Origin of the sequence: Paenarthrobacter sp. A20 (assembly GCF_024168825.1) — a bacterium.
Classification (GTDB): Bacteria; Actinomycetota; Actinomycetes; order Actinomycetales; family Micrococcaceae; genus Arthrobacter.
Genome location: NZ_JALJWH010000001.1, coordinates 963,277 through 985,390, shown reverse-complemented (window position 1 = coordinate 985,390; position 22,114 = coordinate 963,277). Strand labels below are relative to the sequence as shown.

General features: G+C 65.7%; 21 protein-coding genes. 9 read left to right on the top strand and 12 right to left on the bottom strand.

The genetic code is table 11. The features are described from left to right. Positions 1–105 precede the first annotated feature (105 nt). Positions 106–804, top strand: coding sequence for a GntR family transcriptional regulator (locus tag J3D46_RS04725; RefSeq protein WP_253465320.1), 699 nt, complete (start codon positions 106–108; stop codon positions 802–804). 14 nt (positions 805–818) lie between these two features. Here J3D46_RS04725 and J3D46_RS04720 read toward each other — a convergent pair whose 3' ends face one another. After that, entirely contained in the window at positions 819–1,544 is a 726-nt protein-coding gene (locus J3D46_RS04720) for a LysR family transcriptional regulator substrate-binding protein (RefSeq protein ID WP_253465317.1), read from the bottom strand. 33 nt (positions 1,545–1,577) lie between these two features. Here J3D46_RS04720 and J3D46_RS04715 point away from each other — a divergent pair, with 33 nt between their 5' ends. Further along, positions 1,578–2,027 carry a DUF5997 family protein gene (locus tag J3D46_RS04715; protein WP_231342327.1) on the top strand — a complete coding sequence of 150 codons (450 nt, stop codon included), beginning with the start codon at positions 1,578–1,580 and terminating at the stop codon, positions 2,025–2,027. Between the two features lie 66 nt (positions 2,028–2,093). Here the strand turns inward: J3D46_RS04715 and J3D46_RS04710 are convergent, their stop codons facing one another. After that, entirely contained in the window at positions 2,094–2,477 is a 384-nt protein-coding gene (locus J3D46_RS04710; protein ID WP_231343492.1) for a VOC family protein, read from the bottom strand. 106 nt (positions 2,478–2,583) lie between these two features. Here J3D46_RS04710 and J3D46_RS04705 point away from each other — a divergent pair, with 106 nt between their 5' ends. The 4 genes from J3D46_RS04705 (at position 2,584) to J3D46_RS04690 (ending at position 6,292) form a co-directional block, all read left to right on the top strand. Continuing rightward, on the top strand, positions 2,584–3,183 hold the full coding sequence (locus tag J3D46_RS04705) for a hypothetical protein (RefSeq protein ID WP_231343493.1): 600 nt from the start codon (positions 2,584–2,586) through the stop codon (positions 3,181–3,183). Between the two features lie 112 nt (positions 3,184–3,295). Continuing rightward, positions 3,296–4,414: an iron ABC transporter permease gene (locus J3D46_RS04700; protein WP_253465314.1), complete on the top strand. Its 1,119-nt coding sequence runs from the start codon at positions 3,296–3,298 to the stop codon at positions 4,412–4,414. Further along, the gene (locus J3D46_RS04695; protein ID WP_231343356.1) at positions 4,411–5,232 is read left to right on the top strand and encodes an ABC transporter ATP-binding protein; all 822 of its coding nucleotides are present in this window, start codon (positions 4,411–4,413) and stop codon (positions 5,230–5,232) included. The genes J3D46_RS04700 and J3D46_RS04695 overlap by 4 nt, the downstream gene beginning before the upstream one ends. A 40-nt stretch (positions 5,233–5,272) precedes the next feature. Next, entirely contained in the window at positions 5,273–6,292 is a 1,020-nt protein-coding gene (locus J3D46_RS04690; protein ID WP_231343355.1) for an ABC transporter substrate-binding protein, read from the top strand. Between the two features lie 47 nt (positions 6,293–6,339). Here J3D46_RS04690 and J3D46_RS04685 read toward each other — a convergent pair whose 3' ends face one another. The 7 genes from J3D46_RS04685 to amiA all read right to left on the bottom strand — a co-directional run bounded on the left by J3D46_RS04685 (position 6,340) and on the right by amiA (position 14,332). Next, complete coding sequence (locus tag J3D46_RS04685) at positions 6,340–8,001, bottom strand: amino acid ABC transporter ATP-binding/permease protein (RefSeq protein ID WP_231343353.1); 1,662 nt, start codon at positions 7,999–8,001, stop codon at positions 6,340–6,342. Next, a complete protein-coding gene (locus J3D46_RS04680; RefSeq protein ID WP_231343352.1) occupies positions 7,998–9,779 on the bottom strand; it encodes an ABC transporter ATP-binding protein/permease in 1,782 nt (593 codons plus the stop codon). Before J3D46_RS04680 ends, J3D46_RS04685 begins: the two co-directional genes overlap by 4 nt. Beyond that, the gene (locus J3D46_RS04675) at positions 9,766–10,932 is read right to left on the bottom strand and encodes a hypothetical protein (RefSeq protein WP_231343350.1); all 1,167 of its coding nucleotides are present in this window, start codon (positions 10,930–10,932) and stop codon (positions 9,766–9,768) included. Before J3D46_RS04675 ends, J3D46_RS04680 begins: the two co-directional genes overlap by 14 nt. Beyond that, positions 10,932–12,323: a YcaO-like family protein gene (locus tag J3D46_RS04670; RefSeq protein WP_231343349.1), complete on the bottom strand. Its 1,392-nt coding sequence runs from the start codon at positions 12,321–12,323 to the stop codon at positions 10,932–10,934. Before J3D46_RS04670 ends, J3D46_RS04675 begins: the two co-directional genes overlap by 1 nt. Next, entirely contained in the window at positions 12,320–13,429 is a 1,110-nt protein-coding gene (locus tag J3D46_RS04665; protein ID WP_253465311.1) for a CocE/NonD family hydrolase, read from the bottom strand. Before J3D46_RS04665 ends, J3D46_RS04670 begins: the two co-directional genes overlap by 4 nt. After that, on the bottom strand, positions 13,426–14,157 hold the full coding sequence (locus J3D46_RS04660) for a hypothetical protein (RefSeq protein WP_231343487.1): 732 nt from the start codon (positions 14,155–14,157) through the stop codon (positions 13,426–13,428). The genes J3D46_RS04665 and J3D46_RS04660 overlap by 4 nt, the downstream gene beginning before the upstream one ends. Positions 14,158–14,230: 73 nt before the next feature. Further along, entirely contained in the window at positions 14,231–14,332 is a 102-nt protein-coding gene (gene amiA / locus J3D46_RS04655; protein ID WP_242703463.1) for a streptamidine family RiPP, read from the bottom strand. 104 nt (positions 14,333–14,436) lie between these two features. Between amiA and J3D46_RS04650 the strand changes: the two genes are divergently transcribed. Both J3D46_RS04650 and J3D46_RS04645 read left to right on the top strand, forming a co-directional pair. Continuing rightward, on the top strand, positions 14,437–15,660 hold the full coding sequence (locus tag J3D46_RS04650) for a YncE family protein (protein WP_253465308.1): 1,224 nt from the start codon (positions 14,437–14,439) through the stop codon (positions 15,658–15,660). Continuing rightward, complete coding sequence (locus J3D46_RS04645) at positions 15,657–17,390, top strand: prolyl oligopeptidase family serine peptidase (RefSeq protein WP_231338748.1); 1,734 nt, start codon at positions 15,657–15,659, stop codon at positions 17,388–17,390. The genes J3D46_RS04650 and J3D46_RS04645 overlap by 4 nt, the downstream gene beginning before the upstream one ends. Here J3D46_RS04645 and J3D46_RS04640 read toward each other — a convergent pair. The 3 genes from J3D46_RS04640 to J3D46_RS04630 all read right to left on the bottom strand — a co-directional run bounded on the left by J3D46_RS04640 (position 17,362) and on the right by J3D46_RS04630 (position 21,311). After that, entirely contained in the window at positions 17,362–18,873 is a 1,512-nt protein-coding gene (locus tag J3D46_RS04640) for an APC family permease (RefSeq protein ID WP_231338749.1), read from the bottom strand. The genes J3D46_RS04645 and J3D46_RS04640 overlap by 29 nt on opposite strands. A 22-nt stretch (positions 18,874–18,895) precedes the next feature. After that, on the bottom strand, positions 18,896–19,786 hold the full coding sequence (locus J3D46_RS04635; protein WP_231338750.1) for a universal stress protein: 891 nt from the start codon (positions 19,784–19,786) through the stop codon (positions 18,896–18,898). Between the two features lie 106 nt (positions 19,787–19,892). Then, positions 19,893–21,311: an NAD(P)/FAD-dependent oxidoreductase gene (locus J3D46_RS04630; protein ID WP_308102694.1), complete on the bottom strand. Its 1,419-nt coding sequence runs from the start codon at positions 21,309–21,311 to the stop codon at positions 19,893–19,895. A 64-nt stretch (positions 21,312–21,375) separates the two neighbouring features. Here J3D46_RS04630 and J3D46_RS04625 point away from each other — a divergent pair, with 64 nt between their 5' ends. Further along, the gene (locus tag J3D46_RS04625) at positions 21,376–22,092 is read left to right on the top strand and encodes a TetR/AcrR family transcriptional regulator (RefSeq protein WP_231338752.1); all 717 of its coding nucleotides are present in this window, start codon (positions 21,376–21,378) and stop codon (positions 22,090–22,092) included. Positions 22,093–22,114: the final 22 nt, after the last annotated feature.

Genomic DNA, 22,114 nt, shown 5'->3' with positions numbered 1-22,114 from the left:
TGATCCCTGCCTCGTGATGTGCGTTACATCCAGCATGCACTATTTCGCTGGATTGTTCAACGATCCAGCGATACCGATTTCCGGCAATCGTGTACTTTTGGTGTCATGGCCAGTGCAGATCAGGAAAAAAGCGAACACCCTGGCTTTGATGGCGCACGCGCACGGGTCCGCCTGAGAGTCCCATCGGTTGCCGAGAGGGTTGCCGAGGAACTGCGCTACCAACTGGCCGAGGGATTCCTGGTTCCCGGTGCCAAACTGACCGAGGCCACCATCGCCGAGGATCTGGGCGTCTCCCGGAACACCGTCCGGGAGGCCTTCGCAGAACTGGCCGGCGAACGGCTCCTCCTCCGTCAGCCCAACAAAGGTGTCTACGTGGCCACCCTTGAGGCCGGCGACATCCACGACGTCTACACGGTCCGCCGGGCCATCGAGGTCAGTTCGATCCGCGCAGGAGGTTCACCCGAGCGCATCGCCGCCGTCAGGGCCGCCGTCGAAGAGGGCAAACGCGCAGCAGCCGCCGACGACAACGAAGGATTGGGCAGCGCCAACCAGCATTTCCACGGAGCAATCGTTGCCCTGGCCGAGAGCAACCGGCTGGACACGATCATGGCGCAGGTCCTGGCCGAGATGCGGCTGTACTTCCACAAGGCCACCATGAACGCGCACTTTTACAGCGACTGGCTCAAGGAAAACGAGCAGATCTGCTCAGCGTTGGAAGCCGGCAAACTTGAACGCGCCGGGGACCTTCTCCTGGCCTACCTCAACCGTTCCGAGCAGCAGCAGACCGCCATCCACGGCGCGTAGGCCTGGACCAGCTGTTACCGCTTGCCCTTCTTGCGCGAGCCCTTCCCGCGGCCCTTGTCCGGATTCGGCGCGTAGCGTTGCGCAACTGCAGGCTTCTTGGGGCCACCGCCGCGACGATCAGGCTTGGGCGCCTTTTTCGGCTTCTCCTGCTGGGCCGAGGGCTGGCGTGAACTCTGCGCCGTCCGCCCACGCACGATCCCGATGAATTCCTCCATCACGGGACTGTCCGTGCCAACAAGCCACGCCAAGCCAATCTGAGTCGTAGGAGCACCGGTCAGGCGCCGCATGACAGTGTCTTTGGCATTCAGGTGCCGCGCTACGGACATCGGCAGAATCGCCAGCCCTGCACCGGAGGCAACCACCTGGAGGGCCATGTCCGGCCCACCCATTTCCTCGATGTCGAGGAAGTTTTCCTCGGACAGGTCCTCGAGGGCCACCTCTTCAAACACCGAGATCTCGTGGCCTTTGGGAGCAACCACCACGGGCTGCTCTTCGTAGAGGGGGATGACGTTCAAGCCTTCGCGGTCCACGGGCAACCGAACAAAGCTGAGGTCCGCGGAACCTTCACGCAACACCGTAAGCTGCGCATCGTCGTCCGACATGAACGCGTGCAACGGATAGTCCGGCATCCGTTCTTCCCACCGCCGGATCCATTTCCCAGGAGTCACACCCGCAACATAGGCGAAGCGGAGGCCGGGTAAGGGCTCTGTTGTTTCGACGGATTCTTCAGCGGCTGGCACACACTCACAGTACCGGCCAGATACCCTTGAAGCATGACGTCCTCGAACTCCCAGTCCATGAAGCCGGCAACAGTTGCCAAGAAACTCGGCATCTACCTGCCCGCGACACCCCAGGAGTTCCAGGATTCGTCCATCTCCCGCGATGAATTCGCCGAACTCCAGGCCAACCCGCCGGAGTGGCTCGCCGAACTGCGCCGCAACGGTCCGCACCCGCGCCCGGTGGTCGCACAGAAACTCAACGTCTCCATCAGCGGCCTCGCCCGCGGCGGAGTTGAGGATGCACTCACGACGGCGGAAATCACCGAGCTGCTGCAGGCTCCGCCGCAGTGGCTGGTCACCGAGCGCGCCACGCACGCCGCCGTCCGCTCCGAAGCCCAGCGCGTCAAGGACGAAGCCGCCAAGAAGGCAGCTACCAAGGAAGCCAGGGACAACGCCGCGGCCAAGCGCGACGCCCCGAAGACTTCCAAGCGCGACCACGCGTAGCTATAACTGAGCTGTGGCCGGGACCTTCGTCCCGGCCACAGTTGTTTAACCAGTCCCGCTGCCTGGCTAGTCCTGGTGGAGCTGAATGAAGTTGCCGCAACCGTCGTCGAAGACTGCGCTGACGCCGGAGGGATCCTCGGAGGGTTCACCTTGGAACGTCACGCCGGCGGCCAGCAAGCGCTCATACTCGGCCTGGACATCGGGCACGCCGAAGGTGATGGCAGCCAGGCCGGACTCGTGCAGGGCGTTCATGTAATTGGAGGCGATGGGGTTGTCACTGGGTTCCAACAGAAGCCCGGGTGAATTGCTGTTGTCCGCGCCGGGATCCTTGATGATGAAGAGGTTGTACTCAGGCATGGCCATGAGGGTCTCGAAGCCCAGCGTCTCCGTATAAAACGTGTGCGCTGCGGCGGGGTCCTTGACATGGATGCTGCACATTTTCAGTCTCATGGTGCCTAGGCTACGCCCCGGGTACGACAAATCACGGCGTGCCGGGCCACCCGTGACCCCTCGTATCCTCGCAGCCACTGGCGCATACTGAAATCAAAGCAACGTGATGTCGCCTGGAGGTGGTCCGATGCCCGCCATGATGCTCCTGTGGGGTGTAGCTCTGGTTCTCGCAACCGCAGCAACCACGTTTGTCCTGCACAGGAAACTGACCTACGGCCGCGGCCCGGAGCCGGACACGATCTTTTGGGATCTGTTCGGTGGCCTGGTGGTGATACTTCCCGCCGTCCTCGTCCCTGCCGTGCAATGGCCCCCGGCTGGGCTCATCATGGTCCTGGTCGCCATCGTTACTGCGGCAGGGACCTTGGCCAGCATCCACAAAGTTGAACGCATCCACGCATCCGAGCCCCGCCGTCGTGCCGGTTTTACCGACGATGCCGCCCGCCATGCCCACATCCTTGCCCAGTGGCGCCGCTACGAACTGGACCCCGCGCAGGCCATCGATTTTCCGGCCATGACGGACGTTCGGACCGCGGAAACGGCGGCGCTCACCCGGGCCATGCGGGAAGCCGAATACTGCAGGGTGACAGCTGGAACTGACTACCGGGCCGCCGTCGAGCGCCTGGCCGAAGCCCTCGCCGCCGCCGAGCTCGCCGCGGGCGTTCCAGCCACTGGTTTGCCCGCGGCCGGGTTGCCCGCGCCAAGGTGAACACCTCATAGCAATCCCACCCAGCAACGTGGGCATTTAAGGTCACCTCGGCACCTCATATATGCGAATCATTCTCATTTAAGATAGTGTCAGGGCGTGATTGGACTCCTCCATGACCGCTGACCTCGAACGCCCAGTCAGTGGCAACCGCCCCGCCCCATCCGCCAGCCCCGCCCGCCCACGCAGGTCAGCGCTTGAACGATTGCTGACACCCCTGCTGGTGCTCGGAATCGTGGTGCTTCTGGTGGTCTCGGGCAGCACCGGGCCACTGCAAACAACGTTCCTTGAATCGCTGCAAATCATGGCCGGGCACCTGATCCCTGGCCTGCCATGGATGTCCGACGGCTCACTCACCGTGCCCCAGGACCAAGCCGTATGGAGCTTCCGGCTCCCCCGCGCGCTCCTGGCCGGTATTGCCGGGGCCAGCCTGGCTCTGGCCGGGGCCCTCCTCCAGGCGAACGTCCGCAACCCACTCGCCGAGCCGTACATCCTGGGCGTTTCAGCCGGGGCGGGAGTGGGAGCCGTACTGGCCATCGTGGCAGGCTCGACGGCGGTTGGCGGGCTGGGCTTGAACGCGTCGGCTTTCGCGGGAGCTGCGGCCGCGACGGCCCTGGTGTACTTGCTCGCGAAACAGGACGGCGTGATTGCACCCTCCCGGCTCATCCTGGCGGGCGTGGCGTTGGGCTCACTCCTCTCCGCGATCACCAACTTCCTGACCATCACCACCGATGCCCAGAACGTCTACAGTGTGCTGTTTTTCCTGTTGGGCAGCGTTTCCGCAGCCACCTATCCGCAACTGCTGCTGCCGGGTGTGGCACTCGTGGCCATCAGCGTCTTCGCCATGTTCCGATCCCGCGCGCTCAACGCCTTCCTGGCCGGTGACGAAACAGCCACGGCCCTGGGCGTCAACGTGGAATCGCTGCGTCGGACCCTCCTGCTGGCCACGGCGTTACTGACTGCCACCACGGTTGCCGTGTGCGGCGGCATCGGATTTGTTGGCTTGGTGGTGCCGCACGCCGCGCGCATGCTGGTGGGCTCAGATCACCGCCGCATGCTGCCCGTCACGATCTTTGGCGGGGCTCTCTTCCTCATGCTCACTGACCTGCTGGCCCGCACGGTGGCGCAGCCTGCCGAGATTCCCTTGGGCATCCTCACCGCTACCGTCGGAGCGCCCTTCTTCCTGTGGCTTATGCGTGGCAACGGCGCTGTACGGGGTGGCATCAAGCGATGAAAGTGGAATTCCTCAACGTCAGCATCGCCCTCGGCGGCACCCCCGTGGTTCACGACGTCTCTTTCACCGCGCCCAGCGGTTCCGTGGTTGGCATTCTGGGCCCCAACGGATGCGGCAAATCCACTCTTCTGCGTGCCCTGTACCGGGTGAACAAACCCACCTCGGGGACCGTCACCGTAGGCGGCCAGGATGTCCGCAGCCTCAACTCCCGGCAGGCCGCGCTCCGCGTGGCCGTGATGGCCCAGGAATCCAGTCAGGACTTTCCCATGACAGCCCGCGAGGTTGTGATGCTGGGCCGAGCCCCGCATCAGCGCGGATTCGGTGCCGATTCGGACAGGGACCACCACCTCGTCCACCAAGCAATGCTCGACGTCGGGGCCTCCTCCCTGACGGACCGCTACTTTGCGGGGTTGTCCGGCGGGGAAAAGCAGCGGGTCCTCCTGGCGCGGGCACTCGTTCAGGAAGCACCGGTCCTGGTCCTGGATGAACCTACCAACCACCTCGATGTCGCCTTCCAACTGGAGCTGATGCATCTGGTCACTTCGCGTGGAAGGACTGTGCTGGCGGCCCTGCATGACATGAACCTCGCGGCGGAATTCTGTGACCAGGTGGCAGTGCTGCAGTCCGGGCGGCTGCAGGCTTTCGGGCCGCCGTCAACACTGCTGGACCCTCAGCTGATCCGCCGCTGCTTCGGTGTTGAATCCCGGACGCTGGAGCATCCTTTGACCGGGAGGGCGCTGATCGCCATCGCAGCGAAGACGCCGGAACAGACGCCGCCACCCAGCCAGGACGCGGAGTTCTCCACCGCCCGCCATTGAACTTACCCATCACCCGATACAACCCATCTGGAGGCACACCATGAAGAAATCCACCCTGCCCAAAACCACGGCAGTCCTGAGCGTGATGACACTCAGCGGAATGCTGTTGTCCGGCTGCGGTCAAGCAGTCAGCCAAACACCCGCCAAGGAAAACGCCGGTGTCGCTGCGCAACCCGCGGGAGAAATCGAGAACTGCGGCCGCACCCTGACCTTCACCTCCGTTCCCCAGCGCGTGGTGGCCATGACTCCCGGACAGTCCGAGCTGCTGGTGAAGCTGGGCGCCGCGGACAAGGTAGTGGCCGAGGCACAGACCAAAGGCAGCGAGCTGCTGCCGGAACTGAAGGAGCTCGGTAATGTGCAGCAGCTGAGCGATCAGATGCCGCCGTCGCGTGAAGTCCTGCTGGGTGCAAACCCCGATTTCGTCTACTCCCCCACAGCGTATGAATTCACTGCCGAGCAGGGCTTTGCGAGCATCGAACAACTCAAAGCTGCAGGCGCTGAGTCCTACATAGCAACGGCGGGCTGCATGGAACGCCGGAGCAAGGCCGAGGTCAAGGACATCCTCACGGATATCGGGAACATCGGCGCTGTAGTCGGCGCCGGTGAGCGTACGTCTGCCGTTCGGACGGAAGCGGCTGAGATGCTGGCGTCGGTTGAATCAAAGGTGGAAGGCAAGGAGAAGCCCACCGTGGTGGAGCTGTTTGTTGAGGGGAACTCCATTGCGGCCATCGGGGCAGGGATCGAGTACGACATGATCAAGACTGCCGGTGGCGAGAACCTCTTCAGCCCGTCCGATGAAGCCTTCGCCAAGTTCTTCTCTGCCATGATCTCCCCGGAGACACTGGTGCAGAAGAACCCCGAGGTCATCGTGTTCACCACCTTGGACAAGGCCCACGAGGACGCCACCCGCACCTTCCTTCAGGAGAAGTTCCCTGAGGTGGACGCGGTGAAGAACCAGCGATTGGTGGCCATCAACTCCGATGACGTCATGCCCGGAACCTGGGGCAACCTCCGCGCCGTGGAGCAGATCGCCAAGGGCCTCCACCCCGACGCGTTCTAAGCCCTTCAATTCCCCCGCCCGAGGGGACGGGCGGGGGAAGCGGGAAGCTAACCCAGCTGCACCCGCCGGTGGCATGCGGCCAGGGTTGACTCCCTGTGGGACACCGTGATCACCGTGGTGTCGCCGGCGATCGCAGCAACAGCTTCCACCAGGGCACGTTCCGAGGCAGGATCCAGGCTGGCTGTGGTTTCATCCAGCACCAGAATCTTGGGCTTGATCAACAGGGCCCTGGCCAAGCAGAAGCGGGCACGCTCACCACCGGACAGACTTACCCCTTGCTCGCCGACCACAGTATCCACACCATCCGCCCATCGTTCGCCGGCGAGCGGAAGCCCGGCCAGGTCCAAGGCTGACAGGACGTCGGCTTCAGTTGCCGCGGGGTGGGCCAGGCGCATGTTGTCCAGGACGGAACCCTGGAAAACCGGGGCGTCCTGTTCCACCAACGTGACCATACGCCGGAATGACGCCTCGTCCACAGCCCAGGCGTCCACGGACTCCCCGCTGCGCGACACCAGCGAGATACTCCCCGAATCCGGCACCCACAAGCGCACCAACAACCGGGCAAGCGTGGTCTTTCCTGCCCCGGAGGGGCCACTGATCCCCACATGCTCGCCGGGCGCCACCGACAGGGACGTCGAGCGCAAAGCCGGCGCGCCGCCGTCGTACGTGAACTGCAGGTTCCCGACCTCCAGACCCAGCGGCCCCTGGGGGTTGAACTCCACGAGGGGCCCCGAAACCGTGGCGGCCGAGGGCAGGCTGATGCCCTCCCCAACGCGCTGGGCACTGGCACGGTGCGGCTGGAGCTGGGTCACGGTGGCAACGCCCTCGGCCACCGGAGCCAGGAGAGTCAGAGTGCCGGCCACCAGGGCGGGCAGCCACACAGGATCCAGCCCGGGTTGTGAGATGGCTGCAAGGAAGACCGCCACCACGGTGCCCAGGACACACAGCTCGCGCAAGGACGCTGCCAGGGCAAGGAAGGAGTTGAGCCTACGCTGGCCGGCATCCACTGCCAGGCTCTGGTCCTGCAGCTGGCGTTGAGCGTGCTCCCGCAGTCCGAAACCCAGGATCTCGCGGGTGCCGGCCAGCAGGTCCACGGCGAGTACCGACACCCCGGACCGCGCCTCCTGCACCCGCGCACCCAGCACGGCGCCCCTGCGCAATCCCGGGAGCGTCACCGCCACCAGCGCCACGAACCCCAGCAACAAGGCCCCGGCCAGGCCCGGCCCCAGCGGCCACACCACAGCCACGCCGGCCACGAACAGCACTGCGGAGCCAGCCAGCTGGGCAACCGTGTGGGCGTAGAAGAACTCCAGCTTTTCAACATCGCCCATGGCCGTGGCGGCGAGTTTTCCGGTGTGCTGGTCCGGCTTGCGGGAAGGGACGCCGCGCGCGAAACCGTCAAAGAGTGCCATGCGCAGCGCGGCCAGGATCCGGTACGCAATGCTGTGCGAGATGTCCATCTCGTGCCACGTCAGCACCGCCCTGAACACCACGGCCATCACCCCGGCAACCCACCATTCGGCGGCTGCGGACTCCTGCCTCATCACAGCCAGCGCCACAACGTAGGAACCGACCACCGCCAGGACAATGAGGGCCAGGTTGTTCAGGATGCCCACAACGGCGGTCCATACTATCCCTGCCCACTCGCCGGACATGTGCGGAACCAGGCCCAGGAGCGGGTTGCGGGGTGTGCGTTCGGTGACGCTCATAGCGTGGCTGCTTCCTGTTGCTGTGTGTGGAGTTGGCCATGTGCCAAGCGGAGTACGGTGTCCGCGGCAGCGAGGGCTTCGGGCCGGTGGGCGATCATGAGCACCATCCGGCGTCCGGCTTCGCGGCGAAGCCCCTCCAACACCCGCCCAGCGATCTCTGTGTTGAGGGCGGACGTTGGCTCGTCCAGCAGGAGAACCGGCCTGTCCACCAGGAGCGCCCGTGCAATCGAAAGCCGCTGGAGCTGGCCTCCCGAGACGGATCCACCCCCTTCGGACAACACGGTGTCCAGGCCTTGGGGCCATTGCCGCAGTTCCTCCGCCAGGCCGGCAATCTCCACGACGTGCTGGATCTCCTCCTCCGTAGCAGCAGGCGCAACCACGCGGAGGTTCTCCCGGATGGTCCCCGGAAAGAGGTAGCTGCGTTGTGAGACCACGCTGACGTCACTGGGCCTGAGTGGCTGACCGTCCAGGCAGATCCGGCCCTCCCCCGCCGGCAGGAACCCCAACAGAAGGTCGAACAGCGTGCTCTTCCCCGCCCCGGACACCCCCGCCAGCGCAGTAAGGCCGCCGCGCTGGATCTCAGCCGACGCATCCCGCAGAACCCAGGGGTCCGCACCTGAGTATCGGAAACTCACGTTCTCCAACGTGAGACGACCGGGAGGCACGACGCCGGGACGCACCCCGAGCGCGGAAAGGGCACCGTGCGCGGAACGGGCACCAGGCACGGACGGGGCACCATGCGTGGAACGCGCCTGCCCTTCGCCCGTGAGCGGACGGCCATCGCGGGTGTCCGCGCCTCCCGCTGCGTCAATACTGCCCAAGGCCGAGAGCCCCAGATACCCGGCATGCCATTGGCGTGCCAGATCCCGCACCGGCCTGAAGACTTCTGACGAGAGGATCAGCAGGAAATACGTGATCGCCGCAGTCTCCGGTCCGGGCAATGGCCCCTGCCCCAGCGCTGCGAATGCGGCCAGCGCGGCGGCGGCCAGCATCCCTGCCTGGATTCCGAAGTCCGCCAACGCCGTGTCCACCAGGGATGTGCGCATGGTGGACACGGTTGCCCTGTGGAGCTCCTGGGACCTGTGATGGAGCCGCGCCCTTGTCCGGGGAACGGCGTGGAGGATCTTGAGGGTCCGCATCCCTTGGAGGGCCTCCAGGAAGTCGGCGCTCAGTGCCTCGTAGCTGTCCCAGTGCTGCTGTCCGCGTTTCGCCAGGGCCTTCCCCCAGAGTTTCGGCGCACCAACAGCCACGGCCACGGCAAGGGCCAAGGCAAGCGCCAACAAGGGATTCAGCCACGCGATCCAGACAAGAAGCGCTGGCACCACTATCTGCAGTTGGAAAGCGTGGGGAATGTACTGGCTGATGTAGCTGTCCACTCCGTCCACACCTTCGCTCAGGGCCAGCCGCCGGGCTCCACCGCGGTCCGAGGTATCCCTGAGCCGTTCGGGCTGGAGCAAGCTGTCGGCCAACTTCCGGCGTACCTGCAACCGCACCCCGGAACCCAAGGAACTGGCCAGCCGGGCATGGAACTGCTGGATCACAAGGCGCCCCAGGCCACAGGCGAGAACCCCGGCAAGGTACGGAACCAGCGGCCCGTACATGCCGCCGTCGGGGTTTCCGGGAACCCGCACCAGAACCACCAGCGCCGCCAGGGCCTGGGCCAGGAACCACGCCTGCAACCAGTAGCTCGCCGTGGTGATGCAGAGCAGGGCTGTCACTCCAGCCAGCCGGCCGCGGTGCCCAGCCGTCATCTGGAAGAGCCTCTTATTGACCAGCATGCGTGGCCCTTTCATGGTTTGTGGTGAGTGGTTTCCGGATTGCTACGCCCAGTCCATGGAGCGTGGTCCAGCCGCTGTGGGAGCCGGTCCAGCCACCTACCGGCCGAAATTCCACGGGCAGGTCCGCCCCAAGCGCGGTATAGAGGGTGTGGGCGGCCACCGTGGCGGCCCACCACATGGCGGCCGGGGTTGGCGTGCCCGGGGTCTCGAAAACCAACAGGGCGCCGAGGTTCCCTATCCAGTGCTGCCCGGCGCATCGATCGGCCAGCTCCGGATCGCGGAGCGACTCCGCGGACAGGACGCGGGCGCGGCAGGACGGAGGGGCTTGCTGCGGGAAGGAAAGGAGGGAACGCTCCAGGAGGTCCTCAACCACCCGGTCCGCGCCGGCGGCCGGGCGGGCACGCAAGCGGGAGAAGTCACAGCTCCTGCGGGCAGCCAGCTGCGCCTCCGAAACCCCGGCGATCCGGTCATGACGGCGCTGCGGGCACCTCGCCTGAGACACCCCCAGAGACACCGTGGCCAGCGAGAACTCGGGAACGGAGCCGGGATAACGGACAGGCGACACAACATCCCACCGGGCGTCCACACCCCGGGCGGCGGCATGGTGAACCAGGGCCACCGCCGCATACGCAGCGTCCGCGATCAGTAGCGGACCCGCACGGTGGTGGTACTTCGCCAAGGTGCGTTGCGGCAGCACGGTGAGCACGACGACGGCGCCCCGCGCGGGTGCCCGCGGACCCCCTTGGGGTGGGGTACCGCCGTCGTGGTTCCGCAGGCGGAGCAACTCGCCGCCGCTGCCGCTCAAGCCGGTGCCGTTAAACACGTATGTTCCGGGAGGCACATCGCAGCCCTCCCCGCAGAGGACCCGCAGTTGCACCGGGTAACACCCACCGGCCGACGGAACTGGGCGTTTACGCACCTTCCCGGGCAGGCCGGTGGCGGGATTGGGGTGGAAGTCCTCGCTCCACCAGATGGCCCGCAGCATGGCGGCCACCGGGAGCCCATCATGCCGCTGGTGCTCAACCGTGCCGGATGCCGGGGCACCTTGGGGACCGGGCTGCTGCAGGGGACCGGGCGGCTGCACGGGACCAGGAACCTCGTGGCTCCAGGCGCGGGTAAATCCTGAGGGAAGGAGCACGTGGGGTACGTCCATTACATGTGGGGAGGTGGGGTGAGGGTGAAGTCCTCCGGCAGTGCCGGCGCCGTTTCACGCCACCCGCGCTTCAAGGCCGCTGTGGTGAACCTGGGGCAGCCTAGATAGGCGAAAGCGGCCGGGGCGTTGGGAACCAGTCCTCCCACCACGGCGCGGACAACACTCAGGCCGGTCACCGCGACGTCGGGAGTGGTCAGTTCACGGGTATATACGGTGTGGCCGGCCGATTCCAGCCGCCTGTAGAGCTCCGGCATGGACACGTCATCCACGGCAGCAACGTCCACCAGCCCACCCGCGGGCTTGGTGAAGCGTTCCGCGAGGACGTGTGTCCGGGGATCAAGCCACACCTGAACATGTGCACCGAGATCGCGGACTGCCCCGAATCCGGGCCCCACGTCGTCCAGGTATTGACGGTCTTCGCGGTGTTCCAGGTACAGCCCCTTGGCCATGAGCCCTGCCTCGACTGCCTGGAACACCCAACCATCGGCGTCGGTGGCACCTTGGGAGTAGATCCAGGTGTGGACGGCCTCCAGGACTGCCTTGCGTGCCGCTTCAGCGGGATCGTTCTTGCAGGAGAACCCGGCGGCGTACAGCCCGGAATCCGGGTCGAACACCAAGGCAGCCATGCAGGGGGCGAACTCACTGGGCATTTCCACCACCCAGTACTGCAACCGGCAACCGGCCATGGCGTCCACCAGACCGGGAACACTCTCTGGCCTGATACCGCGGGTGGGCCCGTCCAAATGCCACCACAGTTCCAGGGCGTCGCGTTCGATGGTTTCCAGCACCGCCCTGTCCGTGGCATCAGCGCGGCCCTGCCCGGTGGCGATCCCCGCGTAGTTCAGATGATGGATCCGCGGGAGGTCACGGAAACGCCGTTGCCGCCAGTTCAGGAGGGTGAGGCTGGCTGGCAGCCACACGTCCGAGCTGTCCGATTCCCGCCTGCACGCTGTCCACAGAGCGGGAGTGTCGGCGTCGAGGTTCCGGTAGGGGAAGGCCGCACGCTCCAGCTGCCAGTCCGCGAATCGCGGCAGTTGTTCAAGCCCGACGGCGGCCCGGCCTGACGCTGTCAGCTCACGGGCCGTCCCGGTGAAGTAGTGGTGGTCCGGGAGGTCTGCGGGGATGAAGTTGCCGCAGTACCGTTCCATGCCTTCGGCGACGGCCGCGATCCAGGCTTGCCGGCTGTCGCCGAACGTGGTGCCCAGCGAGACGCGGTCGGCGGGCCAGTCACCCAGCCAGCGCGCGTTCGATACCTCCGCGGTCATGGACGTGTATGCGGGTGGGGCGTTCTCCGGGGTGAGAACGGGACGGACCCTGCGGATGATTCCGGTCTGCTGGTCCACCAAGGTGTGCAAGGGAAGCAGGCCCAGGGCTTCGGCTGTTGTGGTCATGATTCTCCGTGGTTGTTCAGGGGGTGCGGCAGCGTCTCGGGGGTGGTGGGCGCCCAGCGCCATGTGTGTGGCTGGGCGCCGGGTTCCCACTGGAGGACTGGCGGGCGGGGGTCTCCAAGGGGCCCGGGCTGGGTGCCGGGTGGATCCCAACCGCTGGCAGCACCCAGGAAGTCCTTGATCCGGGCCATCAGGCCGCCCTGTTCGCGGAGTGCGGCGGCGGTTCCGGCGTCGAGGTCGTTGGCGAGTCCGTGTCCCCATGGCCCCCAGAGGGTTTCCACCAAAGTCCGCGGCGCCGCGCTGCCCCAGGCCCTCACCAGCTCCGCAGCTTCGGCAACAAAGAAGTCCCGCTGCCCCGAAATCATCAGGAGCGGCGTGTTCAGCTGGCCATAAAGCCCGTGGAGATCGGCTGGTGGGGCGTCCCAGAGCCGCCTCCAACCAGCGGCGGAACCCGGACCATACGTGGCGTCGTCCATGAGGTTGTGAATCGTCCAGTCCATCCCGCGTTCCTCAGCCTGCCGGTATATCCTCCGGAGCTCCGCGGCGGGTAAAGGGTGGCCGGATTCCTTGCCGAAACCGTGCTGGTGCCACCAGCCAATCCTGTCCCGCAAGCGCGGTGTGCCATCAGGTTCCCTGGCCGTTTCCCAGAGGCCCAGTGCCGGCACCATCGCCACCACGGCCAGGGGCCTGGCGGCCGCCTCCTCCGGACGCCGTGCCACCTCCGGACGCCGTGCCACCTCCAAAACCCGGGCTGCTTCAACTGCACAGTGCGCATCGTAGGAGGCTCCAGCCAGAATGAGTGGGCCCCTGAGCAACCCGTTCCTTGCGAGGTACCGGGCGGTGGCTGCTCCGTCCGGGCCCTCCTTGTCATAGGGATTCCATGCGCCGGCGGACCCGTAGCGCCCACGGACGTCCTGGACCACTACGTCGTATCCGGCACTGCACCATGCGTGGGCTTGGTCCGCGTACTGGGTCCGGCCGTAGGGTGTCCGGATCAGGACCGTCCCTAGGGCTTCCCCGTCCACTGGTGTGCGGTAGTGGTCTGCGGTGAGCCGAACGCCGTCGTCAGCGGTGATGTCCAGGTGATCCGGCGCGGTGGTGGGACTCATCGCAGCGGAGCCCGCAAGCCCTCGCCCAGGTTGGCGGGTTCCGGGAAGGGCAGAACGGGGTGTTCGCTGGCTGCCAACGTCAGGGAGTCCAGCCGCCAGAGGGTACGCCGGTGAGCGGCAAGTGACGGTGAATTCCTTTGCCAAGCCGTGATGACGGTGAGCAATCTGGCCGTGAGCAGGTCCATGGCTATGCCCTGGGGAGTGAAGTCCGCGGCAGCAGCGGGGGTCTCCAGCCAGGCCCTCAGCTCGGCGGCGGCAGGTGAGGCTGCGAGCCTGCGCCGGAGTACCTGCCACCCTGTTGGGTCTGCCGGTTCGAGGGACAGCGGATCTACGAAGACCAGGTCGCCTTCTCCGTAGAAGCGGAGCACGGCTGTTCGGCTCCCCGGCAGTGCGTCAAAGCGGTTGCGATCGGCGGGAGTGGCTGCCAGATGGAGGAGTAGCCCTACGGAGCCGGGCTCCTTACCGTCACCCACTGTCAGGTCCACCCCGGCCTCGTGGAACACGGGCAGGAGTGCGGCCGCAACGGGTTTGGGGGCTATTAGCCCGATTCGCTCCCGTCCGGGGAGGGGACGCGCACCAGCCTGGCGGCGTTGCATCAGTTCGTCACTGATGTCCGCGGCCATGCGCTGGCCACTGCCTGCCGAGGGTGGGAGATGGAAGAAGGCGCCGTCACCGCTGCGGATGGTTGATCTTCCCGCGACGTCAAAGCTGTCTATTGCGGTTCCCATGGTTCCTTCCGAAAGTTGCGGGGTGGAGCTAAGGGGGCGGGCGCGCCGGCGCGCCCGCCCCCTGGCTTAGTGACTAGTCGAACGGGTTCTCGACCAGTGCATTCGAGTGTGTTGCCGACAGGTGTGCCAGCTGCTCGGTCTCTTCAACTTCAACCAGAACCGTGGTCTTTTCCATGGTTGGTCTCCTTTCGGTGGTGGTGGTTGCCTCCGCTGTTGCGGCGACAACGTCACACTATAGTTAATGAGAACCATTCTCAAATTAAGCGAAAGGGAGAGCCCATGAACTCCGAAGTTTTGGTTGTCGCCGACCAAAAAGCGGGCAACGTACAGTTCCTGAATCCGGTCACCGGGGCAGTCCAGCACCGCCTGGACTCCGTGGTCCTGGCGGAGCACGCCGGATTCCTGCCGTTGGGAGGCGGACGATGCGCGTTCGTTGATGACGCCGGAGGTGCCCTGGTCATTGCCGATGCATTCACCAACACCCCGCCCCGCACCATTCCCGTAGCCATCCCGGGTGAGCACCTGGCCTGCGACCCGTCGGGCCGCTTCATTGCCGTCACCACCGGGCTTGGTGTCTCATGGGAACCTTGGAGCGATCTCCTCACGGTTGTGGACCTGGAGTCCGACGGCGGACCCACCTCACGCCGCATCCGCACCAGGGCGGGGGAGCCTGGCGTTGTGGTGGGCAAAACGCCAGAGGGGCCTGCCGCCGTCGTCCGCCACCGTGAACCCGGCGGCATCGAATCCTTCAGCGTGCAGCGGATCCTGGCCGAAGGAGTGCACTGCCCGCCCCTGCAAGGTCTGCGGGCCGAGGCCTCCCCCGACGGCCATGGGGACGCCTTGGATCCCGTCACGGGCACCATGTTCGTGGCCACGGGCCAGGGCCTGGAACGCTTCGACGTCCGCAAGCCGCAGCCGGAGGCCCTTGGCGCTATCGCGTGGGATGCTCCCGGCCGCGCCTACTTCCTGCGCTTCTGCCCGCGGCGGCGTGTCCTGGTGGCCGTTCTTCGCCACGGCGGCGGGGAGCCCAGGGGCTGGGCGCAATGGGGCAACACTTTGTGGGTGCACCACGTGGATACCGGGCTGACGCGGACCACACCGCTGGGCCACGGGTTGGTCTTCCGCTTCGCGCTGACTGCCACCGGCATCGCGACCGCCCGCGTCCATCCGGAGGGTGACGAGCTTTCGGTGCACCACCTTGGACCGCTGGAGGCGGGCTCTCCAACGCTACGGGGCACGTGGGACCTCCCTCGCATGGACGGCGCCCCACGGCCCGGCCATGAACCCTGGGACAACGCCGAACGGCGAGCCATTGCCGCTTCGCCGTCCTCGGAACTGGTCGCCGTGACCCGCGGTGGGCACGGCGAACTTCACGTAGTTGACACGTCAGCGGCCGGTAGCCCTCTGCGCACCATCACCTTGGGCAGTCCCCTGCACGACGGCGGCCACCTCGCCTGGCTCTCTGCTGTGGACGCGGTGCCGGGCGACACGGTGGGCCGATGAGCACCATCGAGGAAGCTGTTCCGGGCATGGGACTTCGGCCGCATTTCCGTTCCCTCCTGGAACGCTGGGACTCCACACCCCGCCAAGGGCTCCCCCAGTTCGCCGGCGGACAGGCGGCCTTTCTCTGGCGGGGGCCTGGCGAAGCGTTTGCGTCCTTGCATCTGGCACCCGAGGCCGGGCTTCGGGATGCCTGGAATGTTCGCCGGGCCCACTTGGAGGTGGCCGCTCCGCCCGGTGTCCGGCTCCCCACGCCACCGGGCACCATCGTCCGCGGATTCACCATCTCCCCTGACGGAACGCGCATCGCAGCCTTGCTGAGCACCTCCACCAGCGAACTGGCGGAAACCTGGATCCTCGCTGCCGGGACCCAACCCGTCCACATCCCAGGGGCGACGGCTTGGTACGCAGCGCCCGTTTGGGAGCCAGACGGGCGCGGAATCTGGGTTTTGACCGGCATGCCACCATCCCACAAGATCATGCGCTGCCCGCTCGGCTCAGATCACTTACAGGAGCTCCCGCTGCCGGCGGATCTTGGCGACACCACGGGCAGCCGTCTCGCGCTGACGCGCGCCGGGGCGAATCTGCGGCTCGCGGCGAAGAACCCAAGGACCGGCACCAAAGAGTGGGAGTTGGAGTCCGGGGCCTGGCGTACCGTGGCTGCAGCCGATTGCGGGAACCGTGTAGAACTGGTCTCCGACCACCACGGCACTACAGTCACGCTGGATAGCCGCCCGGTCTACCGTCTATCCCCAGCAGAATACGTGTCATCGTTCGCCGCCCAACCCCGTGCAGATGCCACTGATCTCTGGATCCAGACGGCCTCCCCGGAACGTCCATCGGGGGTCTTCTGTGTGGACGAACCGGCGCCCTCGAACAACAACTCCAGAGACTCCCCTCGCCACATCGTCCACCGCGGGGTCACAGCCCTGGCGAGTGACGGCGTCGAGATTCCCCTGGTCATCTCCGCACGGGCTTCAGACCTTGGGCCAGACGGCTTCCCGGTGCGGCCACTGCCCCTGATTCTCACGTGCTACGGCGGTTTCGGCGTCACGCACAGGACCGAGGCCGAACCCAGCGTGCCGGCGTGGCTGGAGAGCGGCGGGGTGTACGTGGCTGCGCAATTACGTGGGGGCGGGGAAATGGGCCGGGACTGGCATGAGGCGGGCCGGGGTCCACGGAAGATGCGGACCATCCTGGACCTCATTGACGTGGCCGGCTACCTCGCCGATACCCAGTGGACCACGCCCGCCCAGACCGTGGCCTTCGGGGCCTCACATGGTGGCCTGGTGGTCACGGCAGCAGCCCTCCTGTCCCCCTCCTCATTCGGCGGAGTGGTGGCTGTGGCTCCATTGCTGGACACCGTGGACCTTCACCGCCATGGATTGGGGAAACAATGGCTGCACGAGTTTGGCGCCGACGGGGAGTGCTCTGACCATGATCGGGCAGCCTATTCGCCGGTACACGTGCTGGGCAGACTCAACTCCGCCACCGCGCTACCGCCCCTCCTGTGCTGCCTCCTGGGGCGGGACGAACGCGTGGACAACAGTGCCGCCGTCGAGGTTGTTACCGGAATCCGCGGACGCGGGGGCCGGGCTTGGCTGCTCCACGAGGACCGCGGCGGTCACGGCCAGCGGGCAGCGCCGGACGTGCTGGACTTCTCCGCGGCCGTGCTCGCATTCGCCGCGTCCATTTCCCGGGAGGTTAGGCCCGGGTCAGCACCTTGCCCTTGAAGAACTCGGGCCGCAGCCGGTACATCACCAGCATGACCACTACGCCCAGCAGGATCACGCCCATTCCCAGGACGAACACCAGGCCCACGCCGCCCACGGACGAGCCCGAGCCGTACTCCGGGTCCATGGAATCGAGAGCCGTCTTCACGAACATGACCAGCAGGATCACACCGCCAACGAGCGGTGCAAGGAACTTGAAGAAGAACGCCCGCGCACCGCGGAAAGCCTCGGCCCGGAAGAACCAGACGCAGGCCAGCGCGGTGATGCCGTAGTAGAAGCAGATCATCATGCCCAGGGCGGTGATGGTGTCCCACAGTGCATTCTCGGAGACGGTCCGGGTGATCACATAGAAGGCGGCAGCGGCAATCGCGGCGGCGATCGTGGCGAAGCTGGGCGACTTGTAGGTGGGGCTGATCTTGCCGAACTTGGGCGAGATGGCGCGGTAGTGGCCCATGGCCAGCATGGTGCGGGCGGGGGAAACGAACGTCGACTGCAACGATGCGGCCGAGCTGCTCAGGATGGCCAGCGACATGAGGATCGCGAACGGGCCCATCACCGGACCTGCCAGCACGGCGAAGATGCTGGACTGGTTCTCCGGGTTGCCGGCACCCAGCCCCGTCTCGCCAACACCGGCGAAGGACAGGGTGGCCAGCGCGACAGTCATGTAGATGATCACGATGACCAGCACGGTGATGGTCGCTGCGCGGCCCGGGGTCTTCTCGGGATTCTTGGTTTCCTCGTTCATGGTAAGGGTGACGTCCCAGCCCCAGTAAATGAAGATCGAGAGCGATACACCCGCGGCGAACGACGAGAACGAGTCGACGGCGAAGGGGTTGAACCAGTCGGGCGAGATAGCGGTGGCATCGAAAGCCGTCCCGTTTGCCACGTGTGCGAATGCTGACACCGCGAACCAGCCCAAGACCAACAGTTGGAAGGCCACCAGGACATACTGCACGCCTTTGGTGGTTTCCATGCCGCGGTAGGAAATCCAACAGGCCAAGGCAATGAACACCAGCGTGGTGGCGATGTTCAGCGGCAGGATCTTGCTGAGCTCACCCAACTCCGGGTTGCTGAAAATCTGGGCGAGCATCAAGTAGAAGAAGTCCACCGCCACGGCCGCCAGGTTGGAGAGCACAATGATCGTGGCCGCGATCAGCCCCCAGCCACCCATCCAACCAATCCAAGGACCAAAGGCGCGCGTCGCCCACGTGAAGGAGGTGCCGGCGTCGGGCATTGCGTTGTTCAGTTCGCGGTAGCCAAGTGCCACCAGCAACATCGGGATGAATCCCACCAGGAAGATGGCAGGCAGGTGCACGCCAACTTCGGACACGGTAGGGCCAAGGGCCGCGGTAAGGGTATAGGCGGGTGCGATGCAGGAAACGCCGATCACGACGGCGCCGATCAGGCCCACCGATCCGGCTTTCAGCCCCTTTTCACTTAGGGACGATTCTTTCGACTGGACCGTCTTTGGTGCAGTTGACATGGTTTTGCCTCTCAGGCGATTTCTAGGAGCTTTGTCGCGTGTAGTCGCGGGGGACCACGATCATGGGAACGGGAAGGGCGCGCAGGATCCGGTTTGCGGTGGTGCCCAGGAAGGTGGCCCGCTGCTGGGCCAGGCGGCTGGATCCGATCAGCAGGATTTCGCCGTCTTCCCAGTCGAGTCGGTCAACGGCTTCTTCGATGGTGCGGCCCTGCGCGACGACGATCTCCGGTTCAGGCACATCTGCCGCGTCAGCGGAACCGGTCGCGTCGGCGGAACCGGAACTTCCGACGGCGGCAAGCCGGTCGGCGGCATGCACCCAGGCGGCGTCGGCCAACCCCGGCGAGTTACCGCCGTCGAGCGCCAACAGGGAGACGAGCCGCAGCGGGAGGCCCCGGTCGCGGGCTGACTCGACGGCGACGTCGAGCAGTTCGTCAGCGCCCGGGCGCGTCCCGAAACCGCAGCTCAAGCGGGTGATCGGCTCGGTGCGGTGGTAACCCTGGGGCGCCAAAGCGACCGGAACGGGCGACGAGTGGAGCAGCGAACCCGCCACGGAACCGATCGTGAAGCGCTTGAAAAGACCGCTGTTGGTGGCGCCAATCACCAGCACCGCGGCGTCCATTTCCACGGCGGCATCGATCAAGGCCTGCGCCTCTGAATCGCCGCGGCGGATGTGGGCGCGTGCAGTGACGTCGTCCGGAACCAGCGCGAGTCCCTCGTCCAGCCAGCGCTGTGCTTGCTCGTTGAGGATGTCGTTGTAGCCGGCCTCAGGCGGGTAGACGGCGTTGAATGGGGAGTCTTCCGGGACCACCAGGACCAGGTCCAGGCTGACATCGTGGTTCCGGGCCAGCGCGACGGCAAGGTGAACGGCGTCGTGCCCCCTCGCATTGGCGGTGTAGCCCACTACGTAGCGCATGGTGGTCCTTTCCTGGTGGTGCTGAAACCGGCTTGGTGCTTAAACAGTGGAGCCGGCAGGCCGGGGATGGAGCTCCCCCGGCCTGCCGGTTTTGGCGCTGATCGCGTTAGGCGACAGGTACAGCAGTCAGCTTGTTGGCCTCAACAATGCGGGCGGCAGTTGCCTGTCCCATGCGGACTGCGCCATCCACGTGCTGGTAACCTTCGGCGGCGAGGTCGGACGAGGACCAGTAGATCGGTCCCACGTTCGCGTGCTGGTCCTTGCCGTAGCGGTGCAGGCCGCCCAGATCGTAGCTGGAAGCGTAGGCGCCGCGGGTCCATTCCTCTGAGCCCCAGTCGGACTCGTAGTAGACCTCCGGGGTGAGGGCCTTGTCGCCCAGGAAACCGGCGATGGACTCAAGGATGGCCTTCTTGCGGTCCTCGGCACTGAGCTCGAACACGGCGTCGGCCTTTTCGTCGGACACGAAGCCCACCAAGGTGCCGCGGGAATCGCCGTGGTTGGTGTTGTCGTAGACCTCCTGGACCAGCGCGCCTGCGCTGAAGCCCGTGCCGGACAGTCCTTCTTCACGCCAGAACGGAGTGTCGTAGACGGCGTGGACCTTGATGACCAGGCCCAGCGACTGGTGCTGGTGCATCTGGTGCTGGCGGCGCGGGAGCGGCGGATCGAACGAGACGCGGGAGTACAGGTTCGGCGGCACAGCCATGATCACAAAGCGCGCGTTGACAGTTGCCTGTTCTGAGATGACCGTGACGTTGTTGTCGGACCACTTGATGGTGCGAACCGGGCTGTTGAGGATGACGTCATCCCCCAGCTCGGCTGCCTGCAGCAGCGAAACCTGCTGCATGCCGCCGATGACGCGCTTGTCCAGGATGAAGTCTTCGTCGGTCAGGTGGCTGAAGGATCCGGCGGAGGCGGCCATGAGCACTGCCTGGAGTGCGGAGAATGCGTGTGCAGGCTTGGTGAGCATGCCACCGGCGATGAAGAGGCCAATGTTGTTGCAGGCTTCCTCGTCGTTGGAGTTCTGGCGGAGCCAGTGGTGGAAGGAGATGGTGTCCAGCTCCCGGGCCTTGGGGTGTGCCCAGGGCTCGGTCGGTCCAATCTCGGCGGCGAGTCCGTCCAGGATGGCGACGAGCTTATCCATCTCGGCTTTGGTGGTCTCGTTCACCGGGAAAGTGTCACCGGTGTACTGCGTGCGCTTGCCGTCTTCGCCAATGTAGACCGACTCACCGTCGCGGTAGCGCGAGTACATTTTCAGTCCGAGCTCGTCCAGCAGCTCCATGAGGACCGTCTGGTCCGGAGAAACCCATTGGCCGCCGATCTCCAGCATTGCACCGTCGATGGTGTCGGTCCAGGTGCGGCCGCCCACGCGGTCGCGTGCTTCGAGCACAGCAACGCTGAGTCCGGCCTTTTTCAATTCGCGTGCCGCCGTCAACCCTGACGGCCCGGCACCGACGATCACAACGTCGCGATCAAGATTCTGCATGATGTCCTCTCCGTGGCCGTCCGTGGTGGCTGACCAGTAAATGAATGGCGTTCATTTATATCCATACTAGCGTTGGAGTCGGCCGGTGTGAAGGCCCGGTGGAATAATGCTGGGGACACAGGCAGCAGAAAGGCCTCCGATGCCCGAACCGACCCCCGCCCCTTCGGCCACTTCCGCCGGCCCGGTACGCCGCCGCGCCGGCAGGCCGACTGCGGCGATCCTTGACCAGGACGGCATCACGACGGCGGCGCTTGAGTTGATCAGCAGCAAGGGTTACGACGGACTCACCATGGCTGCCCTGGCACGCTCCCTCGGCGTCGCGCCTTCCGCCCTCTACAACCATGTGGCCTCCAAGGATGACGTTTTGCTGTTGGTGGAGGACCACTTGGCAGCAATGGTGGATGTGACTGCTTTCGGGGTGGAGCCGTGGGATGCCGCTGTACGTCGCTGGGCCTGGTCCTACCGCGACGTTTTCTCGGAGCATACGCCGCTGATCCCTGTCATTGCAGTACTTCCGGTGGCAAATGCGCCCAAGACTTTGGCGATGTACGAGGCCGTGACCGCAGGCTTCCGCGACGCCGGGTTCCCGGAAGAGAAAATCATCTCGGCAATCGTCGCTTTGGAGGCATTTGTTTTCGGGGCGGCCTACGACGTCACCGCGCCGGATGACATCTTCGACGCCGGCAGCCTCGCCGATCGGGTCCCCAATTTCACGGCCGCTGTGGACCGGTTGGCTCTTGAACGGCATGCGCGCCCGACTGACGTCGCGTTCAGCTTGGGACTTGAGGCGCTGATTACGGGGTTCGGGGCGCTGCGGGGGTAGTTGCCTTTGGTTCGAGGCTGTG

What these genes read in the sequence shown, in the direction of transcription:
- J3D46_RS04725 (WP_253465320.1), top strand. Translation starts at nt 106, where the DNA reads ATGGCCAGTGCAGATCAGGAAAAAAGCGAACACCCTGGCTTTGATGGC.
- J3D46_RS04715 (WP_231342327.1), top strand. Translation starts at nt 1,578, where the DNA reads ATGACGTCCTCGAACTCCCAGTCCATGAAGCCGGCAACAGTTGCCAAG.
- J3D46_RS04710 (WP_231343492.1), bottom strand. Translation starts at nt 2,477, where the DNA reads ATGAGACTGAAAATGTGCAGCATCCATGTCAAGGACCCCGCCGCAGCG.
- J3D46_RS04705 (WP_231343493.1), top strand. Translation starts at nt 2,584, where the DNA reads ATGTCGCCTGGAGGTGGTCCGATGCCCGCCATGATGCTCCTGTGGGGT.
- J3D46_RS04700 (WP_253465314.1), top strand. Translation starts at nt 3,296, where the DNA reads ATGACCGCTGACCTCGAACGCCCAGTCAGTGGCAACCGCCCCGCCCCA.
- J3D46_RS04695 (WP_231343356.1), top strand. Translation starts at nt 4,411, where the DNA reads ATGAAAGTGGAATTCCTCAACGTCAGCATCGCCCTCGGCGGCACCCCC.
- J3D46_RS04690 (WP_231343355.1), top strand. Translation starts at nt 5,273, where the DNA reads ATGAAGAAATCCACCCTGCCCAAAACCACGGCAGTCCTGAGCGTGATG.
- J3D46_RS04685 (WP_231343353.1), bottom strand. Translation starts at nt 8,001, where the DNA reads ATGAGCGTCACCGAACGCACACCCCGCAACCCGCTCCTGGGCCTGGTT.
- J3D46_RS04680 (WP_231343352.1), bottom strand. Translation starts at nt 9,779, where the DNA reads ATGCTGGTCAATAAGAGGCTCTTCCAGATGACGGCTGGGCACCGCGGC.
- J3D46_RS04675 (WP_231343350.1), bottom strand. Translation starts at nt 10,932, where the DNA reads ATGGACGTACCCCACGTGCTCCTTCCCTCAGGATTTACCCGCGCCTGG.
- J3D46_RS04670 (WP_231343349.1), bottom strand. Translation starts at nt 12,323, where the DNA reads ATGACCACAACAGCCGAAGCCCTGGGCCTGCTTCCCTTGCACACCTTG.
- J3D46_RS04665 (WP_253465311.1), bottom strand. Translation starts at nt 13,429, where the DNA reads ATGAGTCCCACCACCGCGCCGGATCACCTGGACATCACCGCTGACGAC.
- J3D46_RS04660 (WP_231343487.1), bottom strand. Translation starts at nt 14,157, where the DNA reads ATGGGAACCGCAATAGACAGCTTTGACGTCGCGGGAAGATCAACCATC.
- amiA (WP_242703463.1), bottom strand. Translation starts at nt 14,332, where the DNA reads ATGGAAAAGACCACGGTTCTGGTTGAAGTTGAAGAGACCGAGCAGCTG.
- J3D46_RS04650 (WP_253465308.1), top strand. Translation starts at nt 14,437, where the DNA reads ATGAACTCCGAAGTTTTGGTTGTCGCCGACCAAAAAGCGGGCAACGTA.
- J3D46_RS04645 (WP_231338748.1), top strand. Translation starts at nt 15,657, where the DNA reads ATGAGCACCATCGAGGAAGCTGTTCCGGGCATGGGACTTCGGCCGCAT.
- J3D46_RS04640 (WP_231338749.1), bottom strand. Translation starts at nt 18,873, where the DNA reads ATGTCAACTGCACCAAAGACGGTCCAGTCGAAAGAATCGTCCCTAAGT.
- J3D46_RS04635 (WP_231338750.1), bottom strand. Translation starts at nt 19,786, where the DNA reads ATGCGCTACGTAGTGGGCTACACCGCCAATGCGAGGGGGCACGACGCC.
- J3D46_RS04625 (WP_231338752.1), top strand. Translation starts at nt 21,376, where the DNA reads ATGCTGGGGACACAGGCAGCAGAAAGGCCTCCGATGCCCGAACCGACC.